Origin of the sequence: Psychroflexus aestuariivivens, assembly GCF_004010055.1 — a bacterium.
GTDB lineage: Bacteria > Bacteroidota > Bacteroidia > Flavobacteriales > Flavobacteriaceae > Psychroflexus > Psychroflexus aestuariivivens.
On record NZ_RQVT01000005.1, the window covers coordinates 1 to 19,728 of the forward strand.

Sequence of the window (19,728 nt, forward strand, 5' to 3'; positions counted from 1 at the left end):
TCCTGGACCAGATGGACAAGGTCTCGTCCCTGACCCAAGCATCATTCGTTTTGATGCCACCACAGGTGATACCGAGGCCGTCATCAGCATGCCTACAATTTCCAGTACACAAGATCATTTTATGTCTATTGCAATGGATGACTATGGAAACATCATTGCCGGGGGCTATTTTGGTAGTAGTCTTTTAAATAATCATCCAGCCGGGCCACTCAACAAATCAGGTGGGGATAGTGATTTTTTTATCGCTCAGTTTGGTACTGGGAATTGTTCGACAGTATCCACGGATGATTTTGTAAAACTACAACTTAAACTATATCCTAATCCAACTTCTGGTTTAGTCAATATCGATTATGAGCATGAGTTTAAATCTTATGCCGTCTATGACTTGCAAGGCAAAGTCTTGCAGTCTGGTGCGGTAAATCAAAAGCAAGTGAATTTGTCTGGACTTCAATCGGGCGTGTATATCTTGTCTTTAACAGATGTGGATGGTCAACAGAGCCATGTGAAGGTGGTGAGGGAGTAAAAAAGCCCCCTCTAGCTCCCCCTAAGGGGGAGGACTTTTTACTCGCTCGTTGTTTGCTCGTGGTACTCGCTAGAGGATTGGTGACTGGTTGAGTTTTGAATTCCAAATTTTGAATTATGAATCGTTGAATTTCTAAAAATTACTATACCTGATTGAATTAGTGTAGAATAAACTTTAGGAGGAGAAAATTTAAGGAATATTCAAATATTTATGAGTTTGTAGAGAAATTCGCCATTTCGGATTATTCATGACATAATCTACCATTAATGGAATCATTTTGTCTCTAACACTCCACTCCGGTTGTAAAAATAATTCACAGTCCTCTCCTACTTTTGCTGCTTGTTCTTCAGCAAATTTAAAATCGTGTTTGTTGAAAATAATAACTTTCAATTCGTTCACCAAAGGATAAATCTCTGGTTTTGGCAGTTTTATTTTCTTTGGTGACAGGCAAATCCAATCCCAAACGCCAGTTAAATCGTATGCACCAGAGGTTTCAATATGGATTTGTAATCCATTTGCTTTCAAACTGTTGGTTAGCACATTCATATCCCAAGTAAGCGGCTCACCTCCCGTCACTACAATAGTTTTGCTATATTTAGTGGCATTTTCAACAATCGAAGTTGTTGGTGTTGGCGGGTGTCGTTCAGGATCCCAGCTTTCTTTGACATCGCACCAATGGCAACCAACATCGCATCCACCAATTCTGATGAAATATGCCGAAGTTCCTGTATGAAACCCCTCGCCTTGAATGGTATAAAACTCTTCCATAAGCGGCAACATTTCGCCTTTCTGAACTAGTTTTTCTATTTCTTCTTTTTGCATGGCGCAAAGATACTGATTAGATTACTGAAATAAAATCTTATGGAATATCATCTGCCAATTTATTTTAAAGAAACCAATATAAGTAACGGAGTTTATTTATTTTTGAAAAAAAATTCAGATGAAACTATTGAAACCACTAATTATAGTAAGTTTTGTATTGTTGCTGATTGCTTGTTCAAATTCAGAATCAAACAACCGTATTGCTAAGAACACTTTAGGCCAAGTTGACCAAAACACAGCAATTTATGAATTAAAAGGAATTCTTGTCGAAGATTCTTTGCATCAACAAGAACCAGATCGTTTCAACAGAAATCAAGATTTGGAAGTTTACAATTCAAGAGATAGTTTGATCTTGCTGATTGAACCTAGAGTATATAATGATTCTACCAGTACTATTAAAGAAATTCAGATTTTAGGCGGTCGCTTCAAAACAGAAACCGGCTTATCTAGCCAAAGTAAATACGGTGAGATTTATAAAAATCATAAAATTTCAAATATTCAAAACAGCATCAACAGTGTTATTTTGACTTTGGAAGACCTCGGCGCATATATTGTTATTGACAAAAAACATTTGCCAAGTGAATTGAGGTTTGACAATGAAGCTAAAATTGAAGCCAACCAAATTCCTAACGATGCACCTATCAAATATTTTTGGCTTAGATTTACTGAAGATGTAAAATGATTTTTGATTTTGAAATAGTCTAATATCATATGGCTTTTAGAATCACAGCAAGCCTAATTGTATTGCTTTGAAATCATTCAACACTCCAGACTTACAAAATTTCAAATGAAAAAAACCAAGAAAATAGTAAATCACTTTCTTCCAAAAATTGTTGGTCTAAAACTGAATTCATTATACTTAGTCAAACCTCAAAAAGCGATTCAAAAGGCTTATGAATTATTTTCTACACCAAGAAAAGGACAAATAAAACCTGAGCAAGTCAATTTTTTAAAGTCGGCAAAATCTACAAAAGTGCTAGTGAATGATTTAAAATTGCAAACCTATCACTGGAAAGGCGAAGGAAAAACTGTAATTCTAGTTCATGGTTGGGATAGCAACACTTACCGCTGGAAAGATTTAGTATTAGATTTACAAACCAAAAACTTTAATATTATTGCTTTCGACGCTCCTGCTCATGGAAATTCTGAAGGTCAACAACTTAGCGTGCCACTTTATGCGGAATGTCTAGATCATATTATAGAGCTTTATCAACCAAATTTTCTAATTGGTCATAGCGTTGGTGGGATGACTTTGGTCTACAACCAATATCTGAACTATACCGAGCATATTGAAAAAATGGTTTTGCTTGGCGCACCTTCAGAAATGAAATCGATAATGTCTGATTACAAGCGAATATTGAATTTAAACACTAAATTTATTTTAGATTTGAATGTTTTTTTCAAAGCCAAATTCGGATATCATTTTGAAGAATTCTCGATAGCTAAATTTGCTAAATCCATCAAGCAAAACACTCTAATTATTCACGACCAATATGACAAAGTAGCACCAGTTTCTGCAGCCAAAAGTATAGCTAAATCCTTAGAACACTCGAAATTAGTAATCACAGAAGGTGCAGGACATTCTTTATATAAAGCAGAAATCAGACAAGAAATTATTGAATTTTTAGAAGCAAAATCATGAGTGAAACACCAATAAGAATCAACAAATTTCTAAGCCAAGTTGGGTTTTGTTCTCGTCGCAAAGCGGACGAACTTTTGGCACAAGGTCGCATTACCATCAATGGGGAAATTCCTGAAATGGGCACTAAGGTTAAACCCGAAGACCAAGTTGAAGTCGATGGAAAAATTATCGAACAAAATGCAAATCAGGAAAAAGTATATTTGGCAGTGTATAAACCTAAAGGTGTTGTGTGTACTACAAATGCTAGAGTTGAAAAAAATAATATCGTTGACTTTGTAGATTATCCTGAGCGCATTTATCCTGTAGGACGCTTGGACAAAATGAGCGAAGGTCTGATTTTGATGACAAACGATGGCGAAATTGTTAACAAAATTTTACGTGCAAGACATTATCATGACAAAGAATATATTGTAACTGTTGATAAGAATATCACAGAAGACTTTCTAAAAAAAATGCGTACAGGTGTTCCAATTTTAGATACCATTACGAGACCTTGCACGGTAGAACAAATGAATGAAAAAAAATTTAAAATTATTTTGACTCAAGGCTTGAATCGACAAATCCGAAGAATGTGTGAAGCCCTAGATTATCGCGTCAGAACGCTGAAACGGATCAGAATTAAGAATATTACACTGGATATTGAAAAAGGCAAATACAGAAAATTAACTGAGGCAGAAGTCAAAGATTTGTACAAAGCATAACTTTGTAATTGATTATAATTAAATTTACCCTCATAAATTTAATGCCATGAAAAAAATAATGCCTTTTCATCTTGCCATCCCAGTTAATGACTTGATTAAAAACAGAAAATTTTATTCTGAAACCTTAGAATTTCAAGAAGGTCGAAGTGATTCTCATTGGGTCGATTACGATTTTTTTGGACATCAGTTTGTGATTCATGAAGACAAAAAACACCAACCAAGAGAAGATGCCTTCAGTATTGTTGACGGCCACGAAGTTCCAGTTCCGCATTTTGGTGTGGTTTTGGCTTGGGAAGATTTTCATAATTTTGCAAAAGTTTTACAAGAAAAACAAATCGAATTTGTCATTGCGCCCTATATTAGATTCAAAGGAAAACCTGGTGAACAAGCCACTATGTTTTTCAAAGATCCAAGTGGAAATGCACTAGAATTCAAAAGCTTTAAAAATATGAATCAACTTTTCGCAAAATAACATGAAGCATCTTTCACCAAGACTCGTTAGACAAATTTTTATCTTATTGATCATTCTTGCATTAGGCGGTTTGATTTTCAAGGAAATGCTACCTTATATATCTGGTATTTTAGGGGCAATCACTTTCTTTGTTTTACTGAAAGGTTGGATGAGTAAAATGTTGAATCGCGGTTGGAATAAGACTTTGGCGGTTAGCAGTTTGATGTTTGGTTCTTTTATCCTCATTTTAGTTCCTGTTTTAGGAATTGTCCTTATGTTGAGTTCAAAAATTAGTTATGCTATAAAGAATTCTGAAAAAGTAGTCGAAGCTGTTAAAGCTCAACTTACTCAAGTTGAAGAAATGACTGGCTATAAATTGAGTGAAAACATAGATAGTTCTGCAATCACAGACTGGCTATCCAAAAACCTGCAAGGTTTGGCTGGTAGTACTTTTGAAATTTTAATTGCTGTGAGTATCATGTATTTTTTACTTTATTATATGTTACTCAACCAGAAGAAACTTACACAATCCATGGAAACCTATATACCTATAGATGTTGAAAACCTGAAGTTAATCGCTATGGAATCTGGTCGAAAAGTAAAAGCCAATGCCATTGGAATTCCATTAGTTGCTTTAATACAAGGGATTATTTCTTTGATAGGCTATTTTATTTTCGGAGTTTCAGATCCTTGGTTTTGGTTTGTGATTACTACCATTGGTTCCATGATTCCTTTTGTAGGCACTGCTTTAGGATTTATCCCTGTATCTTTATTGCTTTTTTATAATGGAGATGCTTTTTCAGCCATCGGTGTTTTATTGTACGGAGTGATTGTTGTCGGATCTTCAGACAATATTGTCCGTTTACTTATTTTGAAAAAAATGTCCAATGAACATCCTCTAATCACATTAATCGGCGTGATAATTGGTGTACCACTCTTTGGCTTTATTGGCTTAATTTTCGGTCCATTATTACTATCTTTATTCCTATTGATTGTTATGATTTATAAGAAAGAATACGGCGAACCCGAACCAGAGAAAAAAATATTTGATGAAGACTCCAAACAAAAAACAGAACAAGGCAATGAAGAAAGTTGACCAAACTTATGTTGAAGAACAATCTTCTAAAATATCTGAAGAAGATCATGAACAAGCCATCAATCGTAAAGATGAATTGTTTGCAAAAATCAACCATCCCAACTGGAAAAAATATCGAGAAAAAATAATGTTGTTGTTCAACATGCTGAAAGATATTAAGCAAAAACATTATTCAAAAACACCTTGGAAAACTTTAGCTTCAGCAATATTTGCTATATTATACATCATCAATCCGCTTGATATAGTTCCAGATTTCATTCCATTTATAGGTTATCTGGATGATATTACAGTCCTGACTTTTGTCCTGAAAATGGTAGGAGATGATCTCACAGAATACGAAGCTTGGAAAGCTGATCAGAAAGAAGAAAATCACAGAGAAATTGAAATTTGATCTTAAAGATTCGCTTTTCGTCTATGCATTTCTCTAGCTAAAAGTGTATTTTTCAACAACATTGAAACGGTCATTGGTCCCACTCCACCTGGAACAGGCGTAATATAAGAAGCACGTTTACTTACCTGATCGAAGTCCACATCTCCTTTAATGACGTAACCCTTCTCTGCATTTTCATCAGGCACTCGTGTAATGCCGACATCAATAATAACGGCATCATCTTTAATCATTTCCGTTTTGAGAAAATCAGGAATGCCAACTGCAATGATAATGATGTCAGCCTGTGAAGTGATTTGCGTGATGTTTTTGGTAAACTCGTGAGTCAAAGTCACAGTTGAATTTCCAGGGAAACCACTGCGCCCCATCAAAATACTCATTGGTCTGCCCACAATATAACTGCGACCAATAACAACAGTATGTTTACCTTTGGTTGGAATATCGTAGCGCTCAAGCAGTTCCAGAATCCCAAAAGGTGTTGCTGGAATAAAAGACGTCATATCCAAAGCCATTTTACCAAAATTTGTCGGATGGAAACCATCGACATCTTTGTCTGGGTCTACGGCATTTAAAACTCTCTGCGTATCAATTTGTGGTGGTAAAGGCAATTGGACAATAAAACCATCAATATCATCATTTTGGTTCAATTCTTCAATTTTGGCTAGCAATTCCAACTCACTAACGGTGTTTGGCAATTTATGTAATGAAGATTCAAATCCAACCCGTTCACAAGCTTTCACTTTGCTATTTACATAAGTCAAACTTGCACCGTCTTTCCCAACAATTATCGCTGCTAGATGAGGAACTTTTTCGCCTTTAGCTTTCATTTTATCAACATCAGCTTTAATTTCATTTTTGATGTCGTTACTTATTTTTTTTCCGTCGAGAATAGTCATACTTGGATTGTTAGGGAAGATTTAAGCAATTAGTTATTTGACGTTTTTCATCATTTGCATCATTTTTTTACCGCCACCACCTTGCATCATTTTCATCATTTTGCTCATTTGATTGAATTGCTTCAAAAGTTGATTGACTTCTTGTACAGAAGTTCCTGAACCTTTTCCAATTCTTCGCTTACGACTTGCATTTATGACTTGTGGGTTTTCACGCTCGTTTGGCGTCATAGAATGAATAATGGCTTCGATGTGTTTGAATGCATCGTCATCAATATCCATATTTTTCATCATTTTGCCAGCACCAGGAATCATACCCATTAAATCCTTCATGCTTCCCATTTTTTTGACTTGCTGAATTTGTTTCAAAAAGTCATCAAAACCGAATTTGTCTTTGGCAATTTTCTTTTGAATTTTTCTCGCTTCTTCTTCATCGTATTGTTCCTGGGCTCTTTCGACCAAAGACACAACATCTCCCATTCCTAAGATTCGATCTGCCATTCTTGATGGATAAAACACATCGATAGCATCCATTTTTTCACCTGTCCCGATGAATTTTATAGGCTTATCCACCACAGATTTAATGGAAATGGCTGCACCACCACGTGTATCACCATCTAACTTTGTCAAAACCACGCCATCATAATCCAAAACCTGATTGAAAGCTTTGGCTGTATTCACAGCATCTTGACCTGTCATGGCATCCACAACAAACAAAGTTTCTTGTGGCTTGATTGCTTTGTGAATTTCCGATATTTCGTTCATCATCACCTCATCCACAGCCAAACGACCAGCGGTATCGAGAATCACCACATTGTGACCGTTTTGCTTAGCATGCGCAAGGGCGGCTTCAGCAATTTTAACAGGATTTTTTTCTTCTCTATTTGAAAATACCTCAACATCAATCTGATCTCCGACAACATGCAACTGATCTATAGCTGCAGGACGATACACATCGCAAGCTACTAAAAGTGGTTTTTTCGTTTTCTTTCGTTTAAGATAGTTTGCCAACTTACCAGAAAATGTAGTTTTACCTGAACCTTGTAAACCAGACATTAAAATCACGCTTGGATCTCCAGATAAATCTACACCTTCAGCATCACCACCCATCAATTCTGTCAATTCATCTTTGACGATTTTCACCATTAATTGATTAGGTTTCAATGTTTTTAAAACATCTTGTCCTAATGCTTTTTCCTTCACCGTATTGGTGAATTCTTTAGCGATTTTGTAATTAACATCGGCATCTACCAAAGCGCGACGCACTTCTTTAAGTGTTTCGGCAACATTGACTTCTGTAATTTGCCCGTGTCCTTTAAGGACGTGAAAGGCTTTATCTAACTTATCACTTAAACTATCAAACATAATCTTTACTTGGTTTTGTGCACAAAAATAAGGATTTGATTGCTAATGAAGAAGTTTTTGGAAATTAAAAAAGCAAAACACTTTCAATTTTGATTTCCAGGCTATCATAAAAGCAAGCAACCCAATAAAATCAATTTTATTGGGTTGCTTAGACGTTATAAAACTATTCGTATTACAAACTAAAGTTGTTTGCTACTGAATCACTTTCTTTGTAACGGGTAATTGCTTTTTCTACCAATTCAATCGCTTCTTTTTCATCGCCCCAAGCACCAATATTCACTTCTTTATCTTCTAAATCTTTATAGGTTCTAAAAAAATGTTCTATTTCCTTTATAGTATGTGGATTCAAATCTGAAAATTTATGAATCGAATCAGACATTGGATCCGAACTAGGTACACAAATTATTTTCTCATCAGGACCTTTTTCATCTGACATATTGAGCACTCCAACTGGTCGAACTTCTGCGACACAGCCTGGTACTACAGGATTGGTAAACAAGACCAAAACATCAATCGGGTCATTGTCCAAAGCCAATGTTTCCGGAACAAAGCCGTAATCTGCAGGATACATCATAGAAGTGTGCAACATCCTATCGAAACGAATTTGCTTCAAATCAAAATCGTATTCATATTTATTTCTGCTCCCTCTTGGGATTTCTATCAAAACATCAAATGTCATAATCTTTATTTTAAATAATTTTAGAGGACGGCAAAAATAATAAAAACTTTGACTTTTCTATCAACATAAAACAAATAAAAACTTGATTTTGAGGTGAATTCTTAAATTTTGAGCTTTACGGTTTTATTGTTTGTATCGAAAGTAAATTTCACATCTTCCCAATACGGAGCAGCAAAAGGATTGGGGTTACCAGACATTGTCCATGGTTCTACAGGCATTCCATTACTTTCTGTATCCATTGTTCCATTGGCATTCAAATCTTGAAATACCGAAATTGCATACACTCCAAAATCGATATTATCAAACTGAACAGTATGTGTTGAACCTTTCACTTCAATACTTTTCCCCGCTATTGGTTTTTTAAGAAAGTTGTCTTTTTCAAAAATTCCAACATGGAGCGTTCCTGAGGTTTTTTCAATATTTTCAAATTTTACAATAAGTGTTGTTTTTTCCTGAGCAACAAGACCTTGACTACTCATCATAACAATCATTAAGGCTAATCTTACTAAATTTTTCATGACTTTAAAGTTTTAAGTTCATTTCAAATATAGATTGTATTCTGCTATAGAATTGTAAGTTTCTGACGAGTTGAAGTATTTTACTGACGAATTGATTTTTCACTGAAAATCATATGATTTTTGTAAATTTAAATTTTGAAAAATAGGCAATTATGACATCTCAAACTGAAAACAAAACTCAAGACTTGGAGTCTTTAAAATCTAAAGCTAAAACCCTAAAGGCTATTTTGTACTTCATTTTTTTAGTTTGGTTATCTTATATAAGCTATCTTATCTACGAAATTATGAACGGCAAATTCGACAGTTTGCTTGTGGTTGGTACTTTCCCAATTGTTGCGGTAATCATAATTATTGTACAACTGAAATCCAAAAATCGCAAAAAGATTGAAGCTATTGAGAATTCTTAGAAATAGAATCCAAAACCTCCCGTCACACCAAAAGTTCTGGCATCAGGCAAATTTCTATAATTGCCTCGAAAGTGGAAATCTATGCGTAAAATTCTAAATATATTACCGACCCCAAAACTATAAGACCAATAGGGTTCTTTGTCAGGAGCCATCAGGATTGGATTGGTTGAAGACGCATTCAGCATTTGATTCTCATCTGAAATGCTACCAGAAACAGCCCGTACAGAAACAATTTCTCTCAAATCCCAATCTCTAACTATTGGAATTCTGGAAAAAAAGCGACCGTTGAAATTGTGTTCAAAACTCACACTTGCATAAGTATCTGTTACAAAATCGTAAAAATCTAAAAGAGGAAATGTTCCTTGAATAGAAAATAAAGTTTGGTTTCCAGGCACAACATTCAGCAAACTCAATGGCACTTCACCAAAGGTTTTACCAACTTCCAATGTAGATGTAAATCTACCAAAACCCCCAATTTGAATAGGTTGTCTGTAGAATAATTGCAGTTTGTCATAATTGAAATCACTTCTAAGCACATCTTTAATCCCGCGTGAATAGTTCAATAGAAATTCAGGAAATTTATCCACGTTTACGGTTAAACGTTCTACGCCGTAACCTGTGGTTTTTCTACCAGGTGTAAATTTCAAAATGGTTGAAATTTCAGTTTGACGTGTTAGTCCTGTGGTTGTAGTTTGATTTTCGTCTGTATAATAGTCTAAACTAAATTTATCTGAAGCCGACTCCAAAGTTCTGTATGTTGCGCCCAAACGAACATTGAAATTTTTAAAAGCTAACATTTGCAGAGAAAAACTGCTTAAATTAATACTTGTTAAACTGGTATTTGAACCTACAGTTAATACCGAAGATGACGCCAAACTTCGCCCTAAAACATCTGAAGTATTGGTGAGACTTGCGCCAAGCTGTTCAACATCACGGCGATTTCCACCAGAAATAATTAAACGATTCTTGGGATCCAGAAGCCATTTACCCGAAATACCATATTTGAATTTATCATCGCCAAATCCATAAGCCAAAAAGCCTTGTATACGCCACTTGTCATTTTGAGAAAAGTAAGTACGCCCGCCAACCCGCAAACGAACTTTCTCTACATCGTTATATCCGAAAGTAGAAAACACAGGACCGAAATCCCAGCCATCTTGCTCCCAGTAGCCAGTTGCCAGAATAGTTCCAATATTATAAACTCGTTTGAAAGCATCGACGGTTTGTAAGGTGTCTAGCATTTCATAAACCTGTCGCTCATCCCTATTTAAATCTTCCTGCCGATTGGTTTTCCAAAATTCATCATCCTGATTATAGACCTTTTCATTAAAAGAGTCTGGCTCGTAATTATAGAAACTTTTGTCCTTTGGTTGATTGAATTCGTAATCATCATAAAGCGTGGTTCGTTTACCATAAACACCTCGAGATTCTTCTTTTTTTCTGAAAGTGAAATCGGTCATAAATTGATCTCTGGTAATCAAAAATACAGAATCATTCAAGACTTTAAATTCTTGTTCTATATAAACATCTTTGACCCAATTGATGTTAGCACCTTTGGTCATTGTAAGGTTTATTTTCTTGATTGCCCATGTCGTGTCATTGACCCAAAAATCACCTTTGAAGGTTAACTCACCTTTTCGGCGAGGATAATAGACGATATTGTAACACCACTTATCTCCAATAAAAGTGCTATCGGACAAAACATAATTATAATTATCAACTCCAGTTTTTGAAAGCGGACTCACAAAACTTTTATCAAAAAATTTAATGTAATTATTGTAAACATCATATTCGGCATACAAATCTTTGATAAACTCTATCAAGTTTTGGTTATTTCCAAAACCTGAATTTTTGTTACCGATTAATACTTCTTTTTCTTTATTCAAAATATTGCTTCCGTAAACTTCAGAAGCCGATTCATTAAGGAAAATCGGTAAATAGGTTTTACCGGTGAGATCGTTGGTATCTAAATCTTCAAAAATAAACTCCATGCCATTAAAAATTCTGCTATTGATAAGCGAACTGTCTATGGTATTCAAGTCAAATTCTATTTTTTCATATTTATCATATTGATATTGCTTGAATTTTTTGACACCATTTTCACGTCTATTTTTCCAAATTTTCTTCAGAATATCGATGGCAGGATTATTTTTCTTAGAGGTTTTTCCAGAATAAATCATCACTTCACTCAACTGAGCTGAATCTTCTTTTAAAACTACTTTCAGATCGTAAGTTACAGCTTCTTTTAGCGGTAAGGTTTTGGTTTCAAATCCCATAAACGAAAATCGAACTCGGTCTTGAGATCCGTTAGATTGAAGGTAAAACTTACCGTTCTCATCGGAAATTGTTCCAATGCTGGTATCTGGAAACACGACATTCACATAAGGAATAGGATTGTCGTTTTCATCAAAAATATACCCGCTTACTTTAGTCTGGCTCCATAAAGCCAGAGATGAACACAAAAAAATTAATAGGAATAGGTTTTTCATAAAAAACAAAAAAAGCTTCAAATGTTATTTTAATACAAATGAAGCTTAAAAGTAGCTGAGTATCGTATTAAATATATAAAACTTTTTTGACTGCTTTGATAACATCTTCGCTATTTGGCAACCATTCTTTTAAAAGTCCTGGTGAATATGGCGTTGGCGTATCTGCAGTATTAATTTTGATTATTGGCGCATCCAGGTAATCGAAAGCTTCATCTTGAACTCTATAAGTAATTTCTGTAGAAACATTACCAAACGGCCAAGCTTCTTCCAAAATCACCAATCTATTGGTTTTCTTTACAGATTTTATAATTGCATCATAATCCAAAGGACGCACGGTCCGGATGTCGATCACTTCACAAGAAATATCGTGTTCCTCTTGCAGTTTATCAGCAGCTTTATATGCTTCTTTTATTATTTTCCCAAAAGATACAATGGTAACATCGGTTCCTTCTCTTTTGATATCGGCAACACCAATTGGAATAGTATATTCGTCTTCAGGCACTTCACCTTTATCACCATACATCTGTTCGCTTTCCATAAAAATTACTGGGTCGTTATCACGAATAGCAGATTTCAACAAACCTTTAGCATCGTATGGATTGGATGGAACAATCACCTTAAGTCCTGGTGTGTTAGCAAACCAGCTCTCAAAAGCTTGAGAATGTGTTGCACCCAACTGACCAGCTGAAGCTGTAGGACCTCTAAAAACAATAGGAATATTGAATTGTCCTCCAGACATTTGACGCATTTTGGCGGCATTATTTATAATCTGGTCAATACCAACTAACGAAAAGTTGAACGTCATAAACTCTATGATTGGTCGGTTGCCATTCATAGCAGAACCGACACCAATCCCAGCAAATCCAAGTTCAGAGATTGGTGTGTCAATAACGCGTCTATCACCAAATTCATCTAACATACCTTTAGAAGCTTTGTATGCTCCATTGTATTCAGCCACTTCCTCACCCATTAAGTAGATGGATTCGTCAGCACGCATTTCTTCACTCATTGCCTCGGCAATAGCTTCTCTAAACTGAATTGTCCTCATTTATGTATAATTTGTCTTTGTATTAAAAATAAAAGACAAAAATAGTAATTCAAAATGCTTTAAACCATAACAATCTTATAAAATTTTTATTATGCGTGCATAGTATTTTCGCTTCAAAAATCTTATATTCGCAGTGTAATTGAAATAAAATATAAAAAATGAAAATATTAGTATGTATTAGCCACGTTCCTGATACGACTTCCAAAATCAATTTCACGGACAATGACACTAAATTTGACACTAGTGGTGTTCAATTTGTAATCAATCCGAATGATGAGTTTGGGCTCACCAGAGCAATGTGGTTCAAAGAAAAACAAGGCGCTTCTGTAGATGTGGTTACAGTAGGCGGAAAAGACACAGAGCCAACAATTAGGAAAGCATTAGCAATAGGTGCAGACACTGCAATACGAGTAGATACTGAAGCCCTAGATGGTTTTCAGGTTGCCAAAGAACTTGCTAAAGTAGCCAAAGATGGAGAATATGATTTGGTTATTGCTGGACGCGAATCTATCGACTACAATGGCGGAATGGTTCCTGGCATGATGGCTAAAATGATGAATGCTAACTTTGTAAATACTTGTGTAAGTTTAGATATCGATGGTGATAAAGCTACTGCTGTTCGTGAAATAGATGGTGGTAAAGAAAAAATCACTACCACATTTCCACTTGTAATTGGAGGACAAAAAGGCTTAGTTGAAGAAAGTGACCTTAAAATACCAAATATGCGCGGCATCATGATGGCTAGAAAAAAACCGCTTAATGTTGTTGAACCAGTAGCTGCAGATACACATACCAAAGCTGAAATCTTCAGAAAACCAGCTCCAAAAGGTGATGTAAAACTTGTAGATGCTGATAACCTAGACAAATTGATAGATTTACTTCATAACGAAGCTAAAGCGATTTAATAAAATTTAAAAAAAATAAATATGTCTATTTTAGTATATACAGAATCAGAAAACGGCAAGCTTAAGAAAACGGCTTTTGAAGTCGCATCTTATGCCAAAGGTATTGCTGAACTTATGAATACTTCAGTTACAGCTGTAAGTATTAACGCTTCAGATGTTGAAGAACTGGGCAATTATGGTGTTGATAAAATATTGAAAGTTGACAATGACAAATTGTCAAAATTCAATGCAGATGCTTATGCAGAAGTCCTGACTCAAGCTGCCAAAAAAGAAGAAAGTAAAGTTGTGGTACTTAGCCAAAGTGCTAATGCCAAATATCTAGCACCAATTTTATCTGTCAATCTTGATGCTGGTTATGCATCAAATGCAGTTAAACTACCAATAATTGAAGATAATTTCACAGTAGAACGTACTGCTTTTACCAACAAAGCTTTTAATCAAACTTCTATCTCTACCGATGTAAAAGTTATTGGATTGTCAAACAATGCATACGGTTTAAAAGAAAATGAATCATCCGCAACAGTTGAAGATTTTACAGTAGAATTAAGCGATGATAATTTTGGTATTCAAGTTGAATCTGTTGATAAAAACACAGACAAAGTCAGCATTGCAGATGCAGAAGTTGTAGTTTCAGCTGGTCGTGGTATGAAAGGTCCTGACAACTGGGATATGATTGAAGAATTAGCCGATGTTTTGGGTGCAGCTACAGCTTGCTCCAAACCAGTAAGTGATATGGGATGGCGTCCACACAGTGAGCACGTTGGACAAACTGGAAAACCAGTCGCAGCTAATTTGTATATCGCCATCGGAATTTCTGGAGCAATCCAGCATTTGGCAGGAATTAGTGCTTCCAAAAATAAAGTTGTCATCAACAATGATCCTGAAGCACCTTTTTTCAAGGCTGCAGATTACGGTGTCGTTGGCGATGCCTTTGAAGTTGTTCCACAATTAATTGAAAAACTAAAAGAATTTAAGGCGAATAACTCATAATTTTTATAAATTGTGCCCCTACAAATGGGCGGTCTAATTTTAGGTGCAGTCCTATTTTAGACCGCTTTTTTAATTTTTGGAATGTATGAGCTTAGCAAGACTTAGCATAAAAGGAATATCTTACAGTCAGACGCAAAGTGGTGCTTACGCATTACTTCTCAGCGATATGGAAAGTGACAGGCAACTTCCTATCGTTATTGGTGCTTTTGAAGCACAATCCATTGCTATTGCTTTGGAAAAAGAAATTAAACCCCCAAGACCACTCACCCACGATTTGTTCAAGACCTTTTCAGATCGATTTAAAATTATCATCAAACAGGTGATTATTCACAAATTGGTCGATGGGATTTTTTATTCCAGTTTAATCTGTGAACGCGATGGTATTGAAGAAACTATCGATGCCAGAACCAGTGACGCTATCGCTTTAGCTCTTCGCTTTGATGCGCCAATCTTTACTTATAAAAATATTTTAGACAAAGCCGGTATATATCTTAAAGGTGAAAATCCTTCAAATGATATTTACAGTGCAGAACATATGACTTCTCAACAAACCGATGCACAAACTTCCGAAACTCATGAACCTGTTCGCAGTGAATTTAGCGGTCTAAGTACAAAAAAACTGAATCAACTTTTGGAAAAAGCGGTTCAGGATGAAGACTATGAAAAAGCCGCCAAAATTCGAGATGAAATTTCCAAAAGGAGTTAACAATGAAAAAAATATACTTTCTACTGCTACTAATTTGTCCTTTTTTAGGTTTTAGTCAAATTATTGAAGGACAATGGGAAATCAATAATTTAAAGGTATCCAAAACAGATACAACTTCTTTTTTTGATGGCGAGCAAAGCATCACATTCGAAACAGACAATTTCCTGATCACTCATCGAGAAAAATCTTTTAGAGTTGAAGGCGATTATGAAGTAAAAAATGACACATTAATTCTGAATCCTGATTTAAATACAGCCAAAGTTCAAAGTTTTGAACTGGAATTCGTAAATGATACTGTCATTCAACTCAATAATAATTCTGTAGCTTTAGATTTCAACAAAATCAATTACACTAAAACTGATGTTGCTTCTGAAATTCCCGCCAAAACTTTAGTTGCTCATCAAGGTTTTAGTTTCAACAGTCTTTGGAGAGGAGTGCTTGGGATGCTTTCTTTACTCCTTATCGCTTTTTTGCTAAGTAAAAATCGTAAAGCCATCAATTGGAAAACTGTAGTTTTTGGGCTTGTGGCACAGCTCATTTTAGCGATCGGTGTACTAAAAATCCCATTTGTACAATCCGCTTTTGAATTTGTTGGAAATATTTTTGTAAAAATCCTAGATTTTACGGCAGCTGGTAGTGAATTTCTTTTAGGAGATTTGATGAATACCGAGACTTATGGTTATATTTTTATTTTCCAGATTCTTCCTACCATTATTTTCTTTTCAGCCTTGACTTCAATATTATTTTACTTGGGAATTATTCAAGTTGTTGTTAAAGGAATGGCATGGGTACTTTCAAAATTACTAGGTATTTCTGGCGCAGAGAGTTTAAGTGTTGCTGGTAATATTTTCCTAGGACAAACCGAAGCTCCACTTATGATTAAAGCCTATTTGGAACGCATGACTCGCTCTGAAATTCTATTGGTCATGATTGGTGGAATGGCAACAGTTGCTGGTGGCGTTCTTGCTGCATATATTGGTTTTTTAGGTGGTGACGACCCAGTAGTGCGTTTGGCTTTTGCAAAACATCTATTAGCTGCTTCTGTTATGGCTGCACCTGGTGCAATCGTTATTTCAAAAATTTTGTATCCACAATTAGAGAAAGTAAATACCAACGCAGAAGTTTCTTCAGAAAAAATTGGCTCAAACTTACTCGATGCCATTGCCAATGGAACTACAGAAGGCTTGAAACTTGCTGCTAACGTTGCAGCCATGTTATTGGTGTTTGTCGCTTTGATTGCATTTTTGAATTATGGTTTCGAAAAAATTGGTGGATTTACAGGTTTAAACAGCATTGTAGCTGAACAAACACCTTATGATAAATTTTCACTTGAAGCGATTTTGGGCACTATCTTCGCCCCACTAATGTGGCTTATTGGTGTAGCCAAAGAAGATGTTATGCTGATGGGACAATTGCTTGGTGTCAAATTGGTCGCCAGTGAGTTTGTAGGTTATATTCAATTGGCGGAACTCAAAAATACAGCAAATTTATTGAGTTTCAATTTTGAAAAATCTGTAATTATGGCAACTTATATGTTGTGCGGTTTTGCCAATTTTGCGTCTATCGGAATTCAAATTGGAGGTATTGGATCTTTGGCTCCTGGACAACGTAAAACTTTATCTGAATTCGGAATTCGTGCACTCATTGGAGGTACTTTAGCCTCTCTTATGTCTGCTACAATTGCAGGAATGATAATTGGTTAGTTGATTTTTGAAATTAAGACTTCAGGTAAATTAATAGATAAAATATTCTATCTTTAATTGATTTTAAAAACAAGCACCGATGACAAAACTGCTAAAATACTGGCTTGGAATTTTAAAAAATGTAATATTCTTTTTTGTTCCTGCAGTACTTTTCTTGGGTTTTGCTCTGGTTTACGGTTTTAATGAAAATTTACTCAAAGACGGCGTAGATTTGATATTAAGCACGGTCATCCTTGCTTCGATTTCTTTAGCCTTATTCAGAAGTTGGATTTTGCAAATTTGGAATGCAGTGAGTTTATTGATTCTTTCAATATTTTCATTTTTAAAAATCAGCTTCTATCATCTATTTCAAACCAAATTGGATGTTTCTGCATTGTATGTGATTTTTGAAACTAATCAAAAGGAATCAACTGGATTTTTATCAACTTATGTAGACGGTTTTATTGTATTTACTGTTTTAATTTTAATATTGAATTTTGTTTTCGCTTTAAAATTCAACCATAAGCACAATACAAAATACAGAAGATTTCAATTGAAATTCAAAAATCTAGGGATTGCCACTTTTTGTTTATTTACCGCTTTTGCCAGTTATCAATTTATTCAAATAAAAATTAAAAAATACAATCTCCTATATTTGGCCGAAGATGCAATTGTCTCTTATCATCAAATTCAGAATAATTTCCAAACTGAATTGACAGCATCTGAAAATCCAAATTTGAACGTCAAAGCAACAGATAAATCACAAACTCTAGTTCTTGTCATCGGCGAATCGACTTCTGCCAAACACATGAGTATTTATGGATATTATCGACCTACAAATCCAAAATTGACTGAACTTTCGGATGAGTTGATTGTTTTTGAAGATGTTATTTCTCCAGCTGCTCACACCATTCCAGCGCTGAATGCTTTATTAACTTTTGAATGCGAAAATGGCTTAGCTTCCATAATTCAACTGGCAAATCAGGCTGGCTTCAAAACTTATTGGATTTCTGCACAACAGCCGATTGGCATGAATGACACTCTGGTGACCGCTATTGCCAAAGCAGCTGATAAAACTGAGTTTCCAAATGCGATAAATAACATTCAAAATTACGACAGTATTTTGTTTTCACATTATGAAGAAGCCTTAGCAGACCAGCAAGACAAAAAACTTATTGTTCTTCATCTAAATGGGACACATTTGAAATATGAAGACAAGTATCCACCTGAATTCAATGTTTTCAAAGATCAGCCTAGAACCAAATTTGAATCTGAACGCAGCAAAATGCAAATCAATACTTATGACAATGCCGTTTTGTATAATGATTTTGTAGTGAGTGAATTCATTAAACGCTTAAAATCAAAAAAAATAGACTCAAAATTGATTTACTTGTCCGACCATGGTGATGAAGTATTTCGAGATATAGATTTTGTGGGGCATAACGGTTACTACTCTACCAAAGCCATGCTTCATGTACCATTTATTGTGTGGACTTCAGATTCAAATAAAAATACTGAAGAATGGAAAACATTCACTAAAAGGAAATATATTTTTGATGATTTTGTCCACAGTTTTGCCGATTTAGCCAAAATTGAATTTGAAAATTACCAACCCAAACGCAGTATTTTCAATTCGGCTTTTGAGTATAAACCAAGAATTACAAAACAAAATAAAAATTATGATGCGCCTTAAAAAAATCATTTTTACAATAGGCTTTATTGTGGTTTTCATTTTGGCTTACCATTATTCACCCTATAAAATTGAACATGTTGGCCAACGCAACAAAGTTTGGGCTTACCGCGTGAGTACGATAGAAAAAATAGATTTCATTCAAAATCATTACCAAGGCATGGAGATAGATGTCATGTTTGATTCTGAACGACAAAAACTGCAAGTCAAACATCCGAATGTGGATTGTCCACCAATAGATTTAAAATTATTTTTGAATACTTTGAATGAAAATAAAATAGATGGAATTTGGTTTGATTTGAAAAATCTTCATATAGGTAATGCCGCAGAATTTTCGAATCACCTTGGAAAGCTAACGCAAGATTTTAAACTCAAAAAAATAGTAGAATCGCCCAATATAGAATCCTTACAATTTTTCCGAGATAAAGATTTTAAAATCAGTTACTATTTGCCTGGTAGTTTTGATGAAGATGCTGAAACCTTAGCATCCACAATCAAACTGATAAAAAATCATTTGGACGAATTTGAAGTTGACTTTCTTTCTGCGGAGATGAACAAATATCAACTTGCAAAACAACATTTCCCTAACCAAAGTCTATTATTTTGGTCGCCTAGAGGCACATTTCATTCAGAATATTTTATTGATTCTTGGAATAGAAATCGAATTTTGAATGATCCAAAAGTAGAGATTTTACTTGTAAGAGTAGATTTCGATTCTGGCTGTTGAATTGTA

Annotated in this window: 21 protein-coding genes; 14 read left to right on the top strand and 7 right to left on the bottom strand. The window is 35.0% G+C overall.

Annotated elements, in window-relative coordinates:
* On the top strand, positions 1 to 523 hold a 523-nt coding region (locus EIG86_RS01105), incomplete at its 5' end, for a T9SS type A sorting domain-containing protein (RefSeq protein WP_157983092.1).
* A 189-nt stretch (positions 524 to 712) separates the two neighbouring features.
* On the opposite strand, the gene EIG86_RS01110 is transcribed toward EIG86_RS01105, so the two are convergent.
* A complete protein-coding gene (locus EIG86_RS01110; RefSeq protein ID WP_127844308.1) occupies positions 713 to 1,345 on the bottom strand; it encodes a 7-carboxy-7-deazaguanine synthase QueE in 633 nt (210 codons plus the stop codon).
* A gap of 118 nt (positions 1,346 to 1,463) precedes the next feature.
* Between EIG86_RS01110 and EIG86_RS01115 the strand changes: the two genes are divergently transcribed.
* The 6 genes from EIG86_RS01115 (at position 1,464) to EIG86_RS01140 (ending at position 5,626) form a co-directional block, all read left to right on the top strand.
* Positions 1,464 to 2,027, top strand: coding sequence for a hypothetical protein (locus EIG86_RS01115; protein WP_127844309.1), 564 nt, complete (start codon positions 1,464 to 1,466; stop codon positions 2,025 to 2,027).
* Positions 2,028 to 2,132: 105 nt separating this feature from the next.
* On the top strand, positions 2,133 to 2,987 hold the full coding sequence (locus EIG86_RS01120; protein WP_127844310.1) for an alpha/beta hydrolase: 855 nt from the start codon (positions 2,133 to 2,135) through the stop codon (positions 2,985 to 2,987).
* Positions 2,984 to 3,688: a pseudouridine synthase gene (locus tag EIG86_RS01125; RefSeq protein ID WP_127844311.1), complete on the top strand. Its 705-nt coding sequence runs from the start codon at positions 2,984 to 2,986 to the stop codon at positions 3,686 to 3,688. The genes EIG86_RS01120 and EIG86_RS01125 overlap by 4 nt, the downstream gene beginning before the upstream one ends.
* A 46-nt stretch (positions 3,689 to 3,734) precedes the next feature.
* Positions 3,735 to 4,160, top strand: coding sequence for a VOC family protein (locus EIG86_RS01130; protein WP_127844312.1), 426 nt, complete (start codon positions 3,735 to 3,737; stop codon positions 4,158 to 4,160).
* Between the two features lies 1 nt (position 4,161).
* Positions 4,162 to 5,235: an AI-2E family transporter gene (locus tag EIG86_RS01135; RefSeq protein ID WP_127844313.1), complete on the top strand. Its 1,074-nt coding sequence runs from the start codon at positions 4,162 to 4,164 to the stop codon at positions 5,233 to 5,235.
* Positions 5,222 to 5,626 carry a YkvA family protein gene (locus EIG86_RS01140; protein ID WP_240032154.1) on the top strand — a complete coding sequence of 135 codons (405 nt, stop codon included), beginning with the start codon at positions 5,222 to 5,224 and terminating at the stop codon, positions 5,624 to 5,626. Before EIG86_RS01135 ends, EIG86_RS01140 begins: the two co-directional genes overlap by 14 nt.
* A gap of 2 nt (positions 5,627 to 5,628) precedes the next feature.
* Here EIG86_RS01140 and EIG86_RS01145 read toward each other — a convergent pair whose 3' ends face one another.
* The 4 genes from EIG86_RS01145 to EIG86_RS01160 form a co-directional block, all read right to left on the bottom strand.
* Complete coding sequence (locus tag EIG86_RS01145) at positions 5,629 to 6,519, bottom strand: bifunctional 5,10-methylenetetrahydrofolate dehydrogenase/5,10-methenyltetrahydrofolate cyclohydrolase (protein ID WP_127844315.1); 891 nt, start codon at positions 6,517 to 6,519, stop codon at positions 5,629 to 5,631.
* 33 nt (positions 6,520 to 6,552) lie between these two features.
* Positions 6,553 to 7,881: a signal recognition particle protein gene (gene ffh / locus EIG86_RS01150; protein ID WP_127844316.1), complete on the bottom strand. Its 1,329-nt coding sequence runs from the start codon at positions 7,879 to 7,881 to the stop codon at positions 6,553 to 6,555.
* A 172-nt stretch (positions 7,882 to 8,053) separates the two neighbouring features.
* Positions 8,054 to 8,560 (bottom strand): inorganic diphosphatase, encoded by a 507-nt coding sequence (locus EIG86_RS01155; protein ID WP_127844317.1) that lies wholly within the window; start codon positions 8,558 to 8,560, stop codon positions 8,054 to 8,056.
* Positions 8,561 to 8,661: 101 nt separating this feature from the next.
* Complete coding sequence (locus tag EIG86_RS01160; protein WP_127844318.1) at positions 8,662 to 9,078, bottom strand: DUF2141 domain-containing protein; 417 nt, start codon at positions 9,076 to 9,078, stop codon at positions 8,662 to 8,664.
* 152 nt (positions 9,079 to 9,230) lie between these two features.
* Here EIG86_RS01160 and EIG86_RS01165 point away from each other — a divergent pair, with 152 nt between their 5' ends.
* Positions 9,231 to 9,485 (top strand): hypothetical protein, encoded by a 255-nt coding sequence (locus tag EIG86_RS01165; protein ID WP_127844319.1) that lies wholly within the window; start codon positions 9,231 to 9,233, stop codon positions 9,483 to 9,485.
* On the opposite strand, the gene EIG86_RS01170 is transcribed toward EIG86_RS01165, so the two are convergent.
* On the bottom strand, positions 9,482 to 11,974 hold the full coding sequence (locus tag EIG86_RS01170) for a DUF5686 and carboxypeptidase-like regulatory domain-containing protein (protein ID WP_127844320.1): 2,493 nt from the start codon (positions 11,972 to 11,974) through the stop codon (positions 9,482 to 9,484). The two genes, EIG86_RS01165 and EIG86_RS01170, sit on opposite strands and share 4 nt — an antisense overlap.
* A 67-nt stretch (positions 11,975 to 12,041) precedes the next feature.
* Positions 12,042 to 13,022, bottom strand: coding sequence for a pyruvate dehydrogenase complex E1 component subunit beta (locus tag EIG86_RS01175; protein ID WP_127844321.1), 981 nt, complete (start codon positions 13,020 to 13,022; stop codon positions 12,042 to 12,044).
* A 158-nt stretch (positions 13,023 to 13,180) separates the two neighbouring features.
* Here EIG86_RS01175 and EIG86_RS01180 point away from each other — a divergent pair, with 158 nt between their 5' ends.
* From EIG86_RS01180 to EIG86_RS01205, 6 genes are all read left to right on the top strand, one after another.
* Positions 13,181 to 13,927: an electron transfer flavoprotein subunit beta/FixA family protein gene (locus EIG86_RS01180; RefSeq protein ID WP_127844322.1), complete on the top strand. Its 747-nt coding sequence runs from the start codon at positions 13,181 to 13,183 to the stop codon at positions 13,925 to 13,927.
* A gap of 21 nt (positions 13,928 to 13,948) precedes the next feature.
* Complete coding sequence (locus EIG86_RS01185; protein ID WP_127844323.1) at positions 13,949 to 14,917, top strand: electron transfer flavoprotein subunit alpha/FixB family protein; 969 nt, start codon at positions 13,949 to 13,951, stop codon at positions 14,915 to 14,917.
* Between the two features lie 85 nt (positions 14,918 to 15,002).
* Positions 15,003 to 15,623 carry a bifunctional nuclease family protein gene (locus EIG86_RS01190; RefSeq protein WP_127844324.1) on the top strand — a complete coding sequence of 207 codons (621 nt, stop codon included), beginning with the start codon at positions 15,003 to 15,005 and terminating at the stop codon, positions 15,621 to 15,623.
* A gap of 2 nt (positions 15,624 to 15,625) precedes the next feature.
* Positions 15,626 to 17,326: a NupC/NupG family nucleoside CNT transporter gene (locus tag EIG86_RS01195; protein ID WP_127844325.1), complete on the top strand. Its 1,701-nt coding sequence runs from the start codon at positions 15,626 to 15,628 to the stop codon at positions 17,324 to 17,326.
* Positions 17,327 to 17,405: 79 nt separating this feature from the next.
* Positions 17,406 to 18,998, top strand: coding sequence for a sulfatase-like hydrolase/transferase (locus EIG86_RS01200; protein ID WP_127844326.1), 1,593 nt, complete (start codon positions 17,406 to 17,408; stop codon positions 18,996 to 18,998).
* On the top strand, positions 18,985 to 19,722 hold the full coding sequence (locus tag EIG86_RS01205; RefSeq protein ID WP_127844327.1) for a hypothetical protein: 738 nt from the start codon (positions 18,985 to 18,987) through the stop codon (positions 19,720 to 19,722). Before EIG86_RS01200 ends, EIG86_RS01205 begins: the two co-directional genes overlap by 14 nt.
* Positions 19,723 to 19,728 lie beyond the last annotated feature (6 nt).

Coding starts and splice junctions, on each gene's coding strand:
- EIG86_RS01110 (WP_127844308.1), bottom strand. CDS start 1,345: ATGCAAAAAGAAGAAATAGAAAAACTAGTTCAGAAAGGCGAAATGTTG.
- EIG86_RS01115 (WP_127844309.1), top strand. CDS start 1,464: ATGAAACTATTGAAACCACTAATTATAGTAAGTTTTGTATTGTTGCTG.
- EIG86_RS01120 (WP_127844310.1), top strand. CDS start 2,133: ATGAAAAAAACCAAGAAAATAGTAAATCACTTTCTTCCAAAAATTGTT.
- EIG86_RS01125 (WP_127844311.1), top strand. CDS start 2,984: ATGAGTGAAACACCAATAAGAATCAACAAATTTCTAAGCCAAGTTGGG.
- EIG86_RS01130 (WP_127844312.1), top strand. CDS start 3,735: ATGAAAAAAATAATGCCTTTTCATCTTGCCATCCCAGTTAATGACTTG.
- EIG86_RS01135 (WP_127844313.1), top strand. CDS start 4,162: ATGAAGCATCTTTCACCAAGACTCGTTAGACAAATTTTTATCTTATTG.
- EIG86_RS01140 (WP_240032154.1), top strand. CDS start 5,222: ATGAAGAAAGTTGACCAAACTTATGTTGAAGAACAATCTTCTAAAATA.
- EIG86_RS01145 (WP_127844315.1), bottom strand. CDS start 6,519: ATGACTATTCTCGACGGAAAAAAAATAAGTAACGACATCAAAAATGAA.
- ffh (WP_127844316.1), bottom strand. CDS start 7,881: ATGTTTGATAGTTTAAGTGATAAGTTAGATAAAGCCTTTCACGTCCTT.
- EIG86_RS01155 (WP_127844317.1), bottom strand. CDS start 8,560: ATGACATTTGATGTTTTGATAGAAATCCCAAGAGGGAGCAGAAATAAA.
- EIG86_RS01160 (WP_127844318.1), bottom strand. CDS start 9,078: ATGAAAAATTTAGTAAGATTAGCCTTAATGATTGTTATGATGAGTAGT.
- EIG86_RS01165 (WP_127844319.1), top strand. CDS start 9,231: ATGACATCTCAAACTGAAAACAAAACTCAAGACTTGGAGTCTTTAAAA.
- EIG86_RS01170 (WP_127844320.1), bottom strand. CDS start 11,974: ATGAAAAACCTATTCCTATTAATTTTTTTGTGTTCATCTCTGGCTTTA.
- EIG86_RS01175 (WP_127844321.1), bottom strand. CDS start 13,022: ATGAGGACAATTCAGTTTAGAGAAGCTATTGCCGAGGCAATGAGTGAA.
- EIG86_RS01180 (WP_127844322.1), top strand. CDS start 13,181: ATGAAAATATTAGTATGTATTAGCCACGTTCCTGATACGACTTCCAAA.
- EIG86_RS01185 (WP_127844323.1), top strand. CDS start 13,949: ATGTCTATTTTAGTATATACAGAATCAGAAAACGGCAAGCTTAAGAAA.
- EIG86_RS01190 (WP_127844324.1), top strand. CDS start 15,003: ATGAGCTTAGCAAGACTTAGCATAAAAGGAATATCTTACAGTCAGACG.
- EIG86_RS01195 (WP_127844325.1), top strand. CDS start 15,626: ATGAAAAAAATATACTTTCTACTGCTACTAATTTGTCCTTTTTTAGGT.
- EIG86_RS01200 (WP_127844326.1), top strand. CDS start 17,406: ATGACAAAACTGCTAAAATACTGGCTTGGAATTTTAAAAAATGTAATA.
- EIG86_RS01205 (WP_127844327.1), top strand. CDS start 18,985: ATGATGCGCCTTAAAAAAATCATTTTTACAATAGGCTTTATTGTGGTT.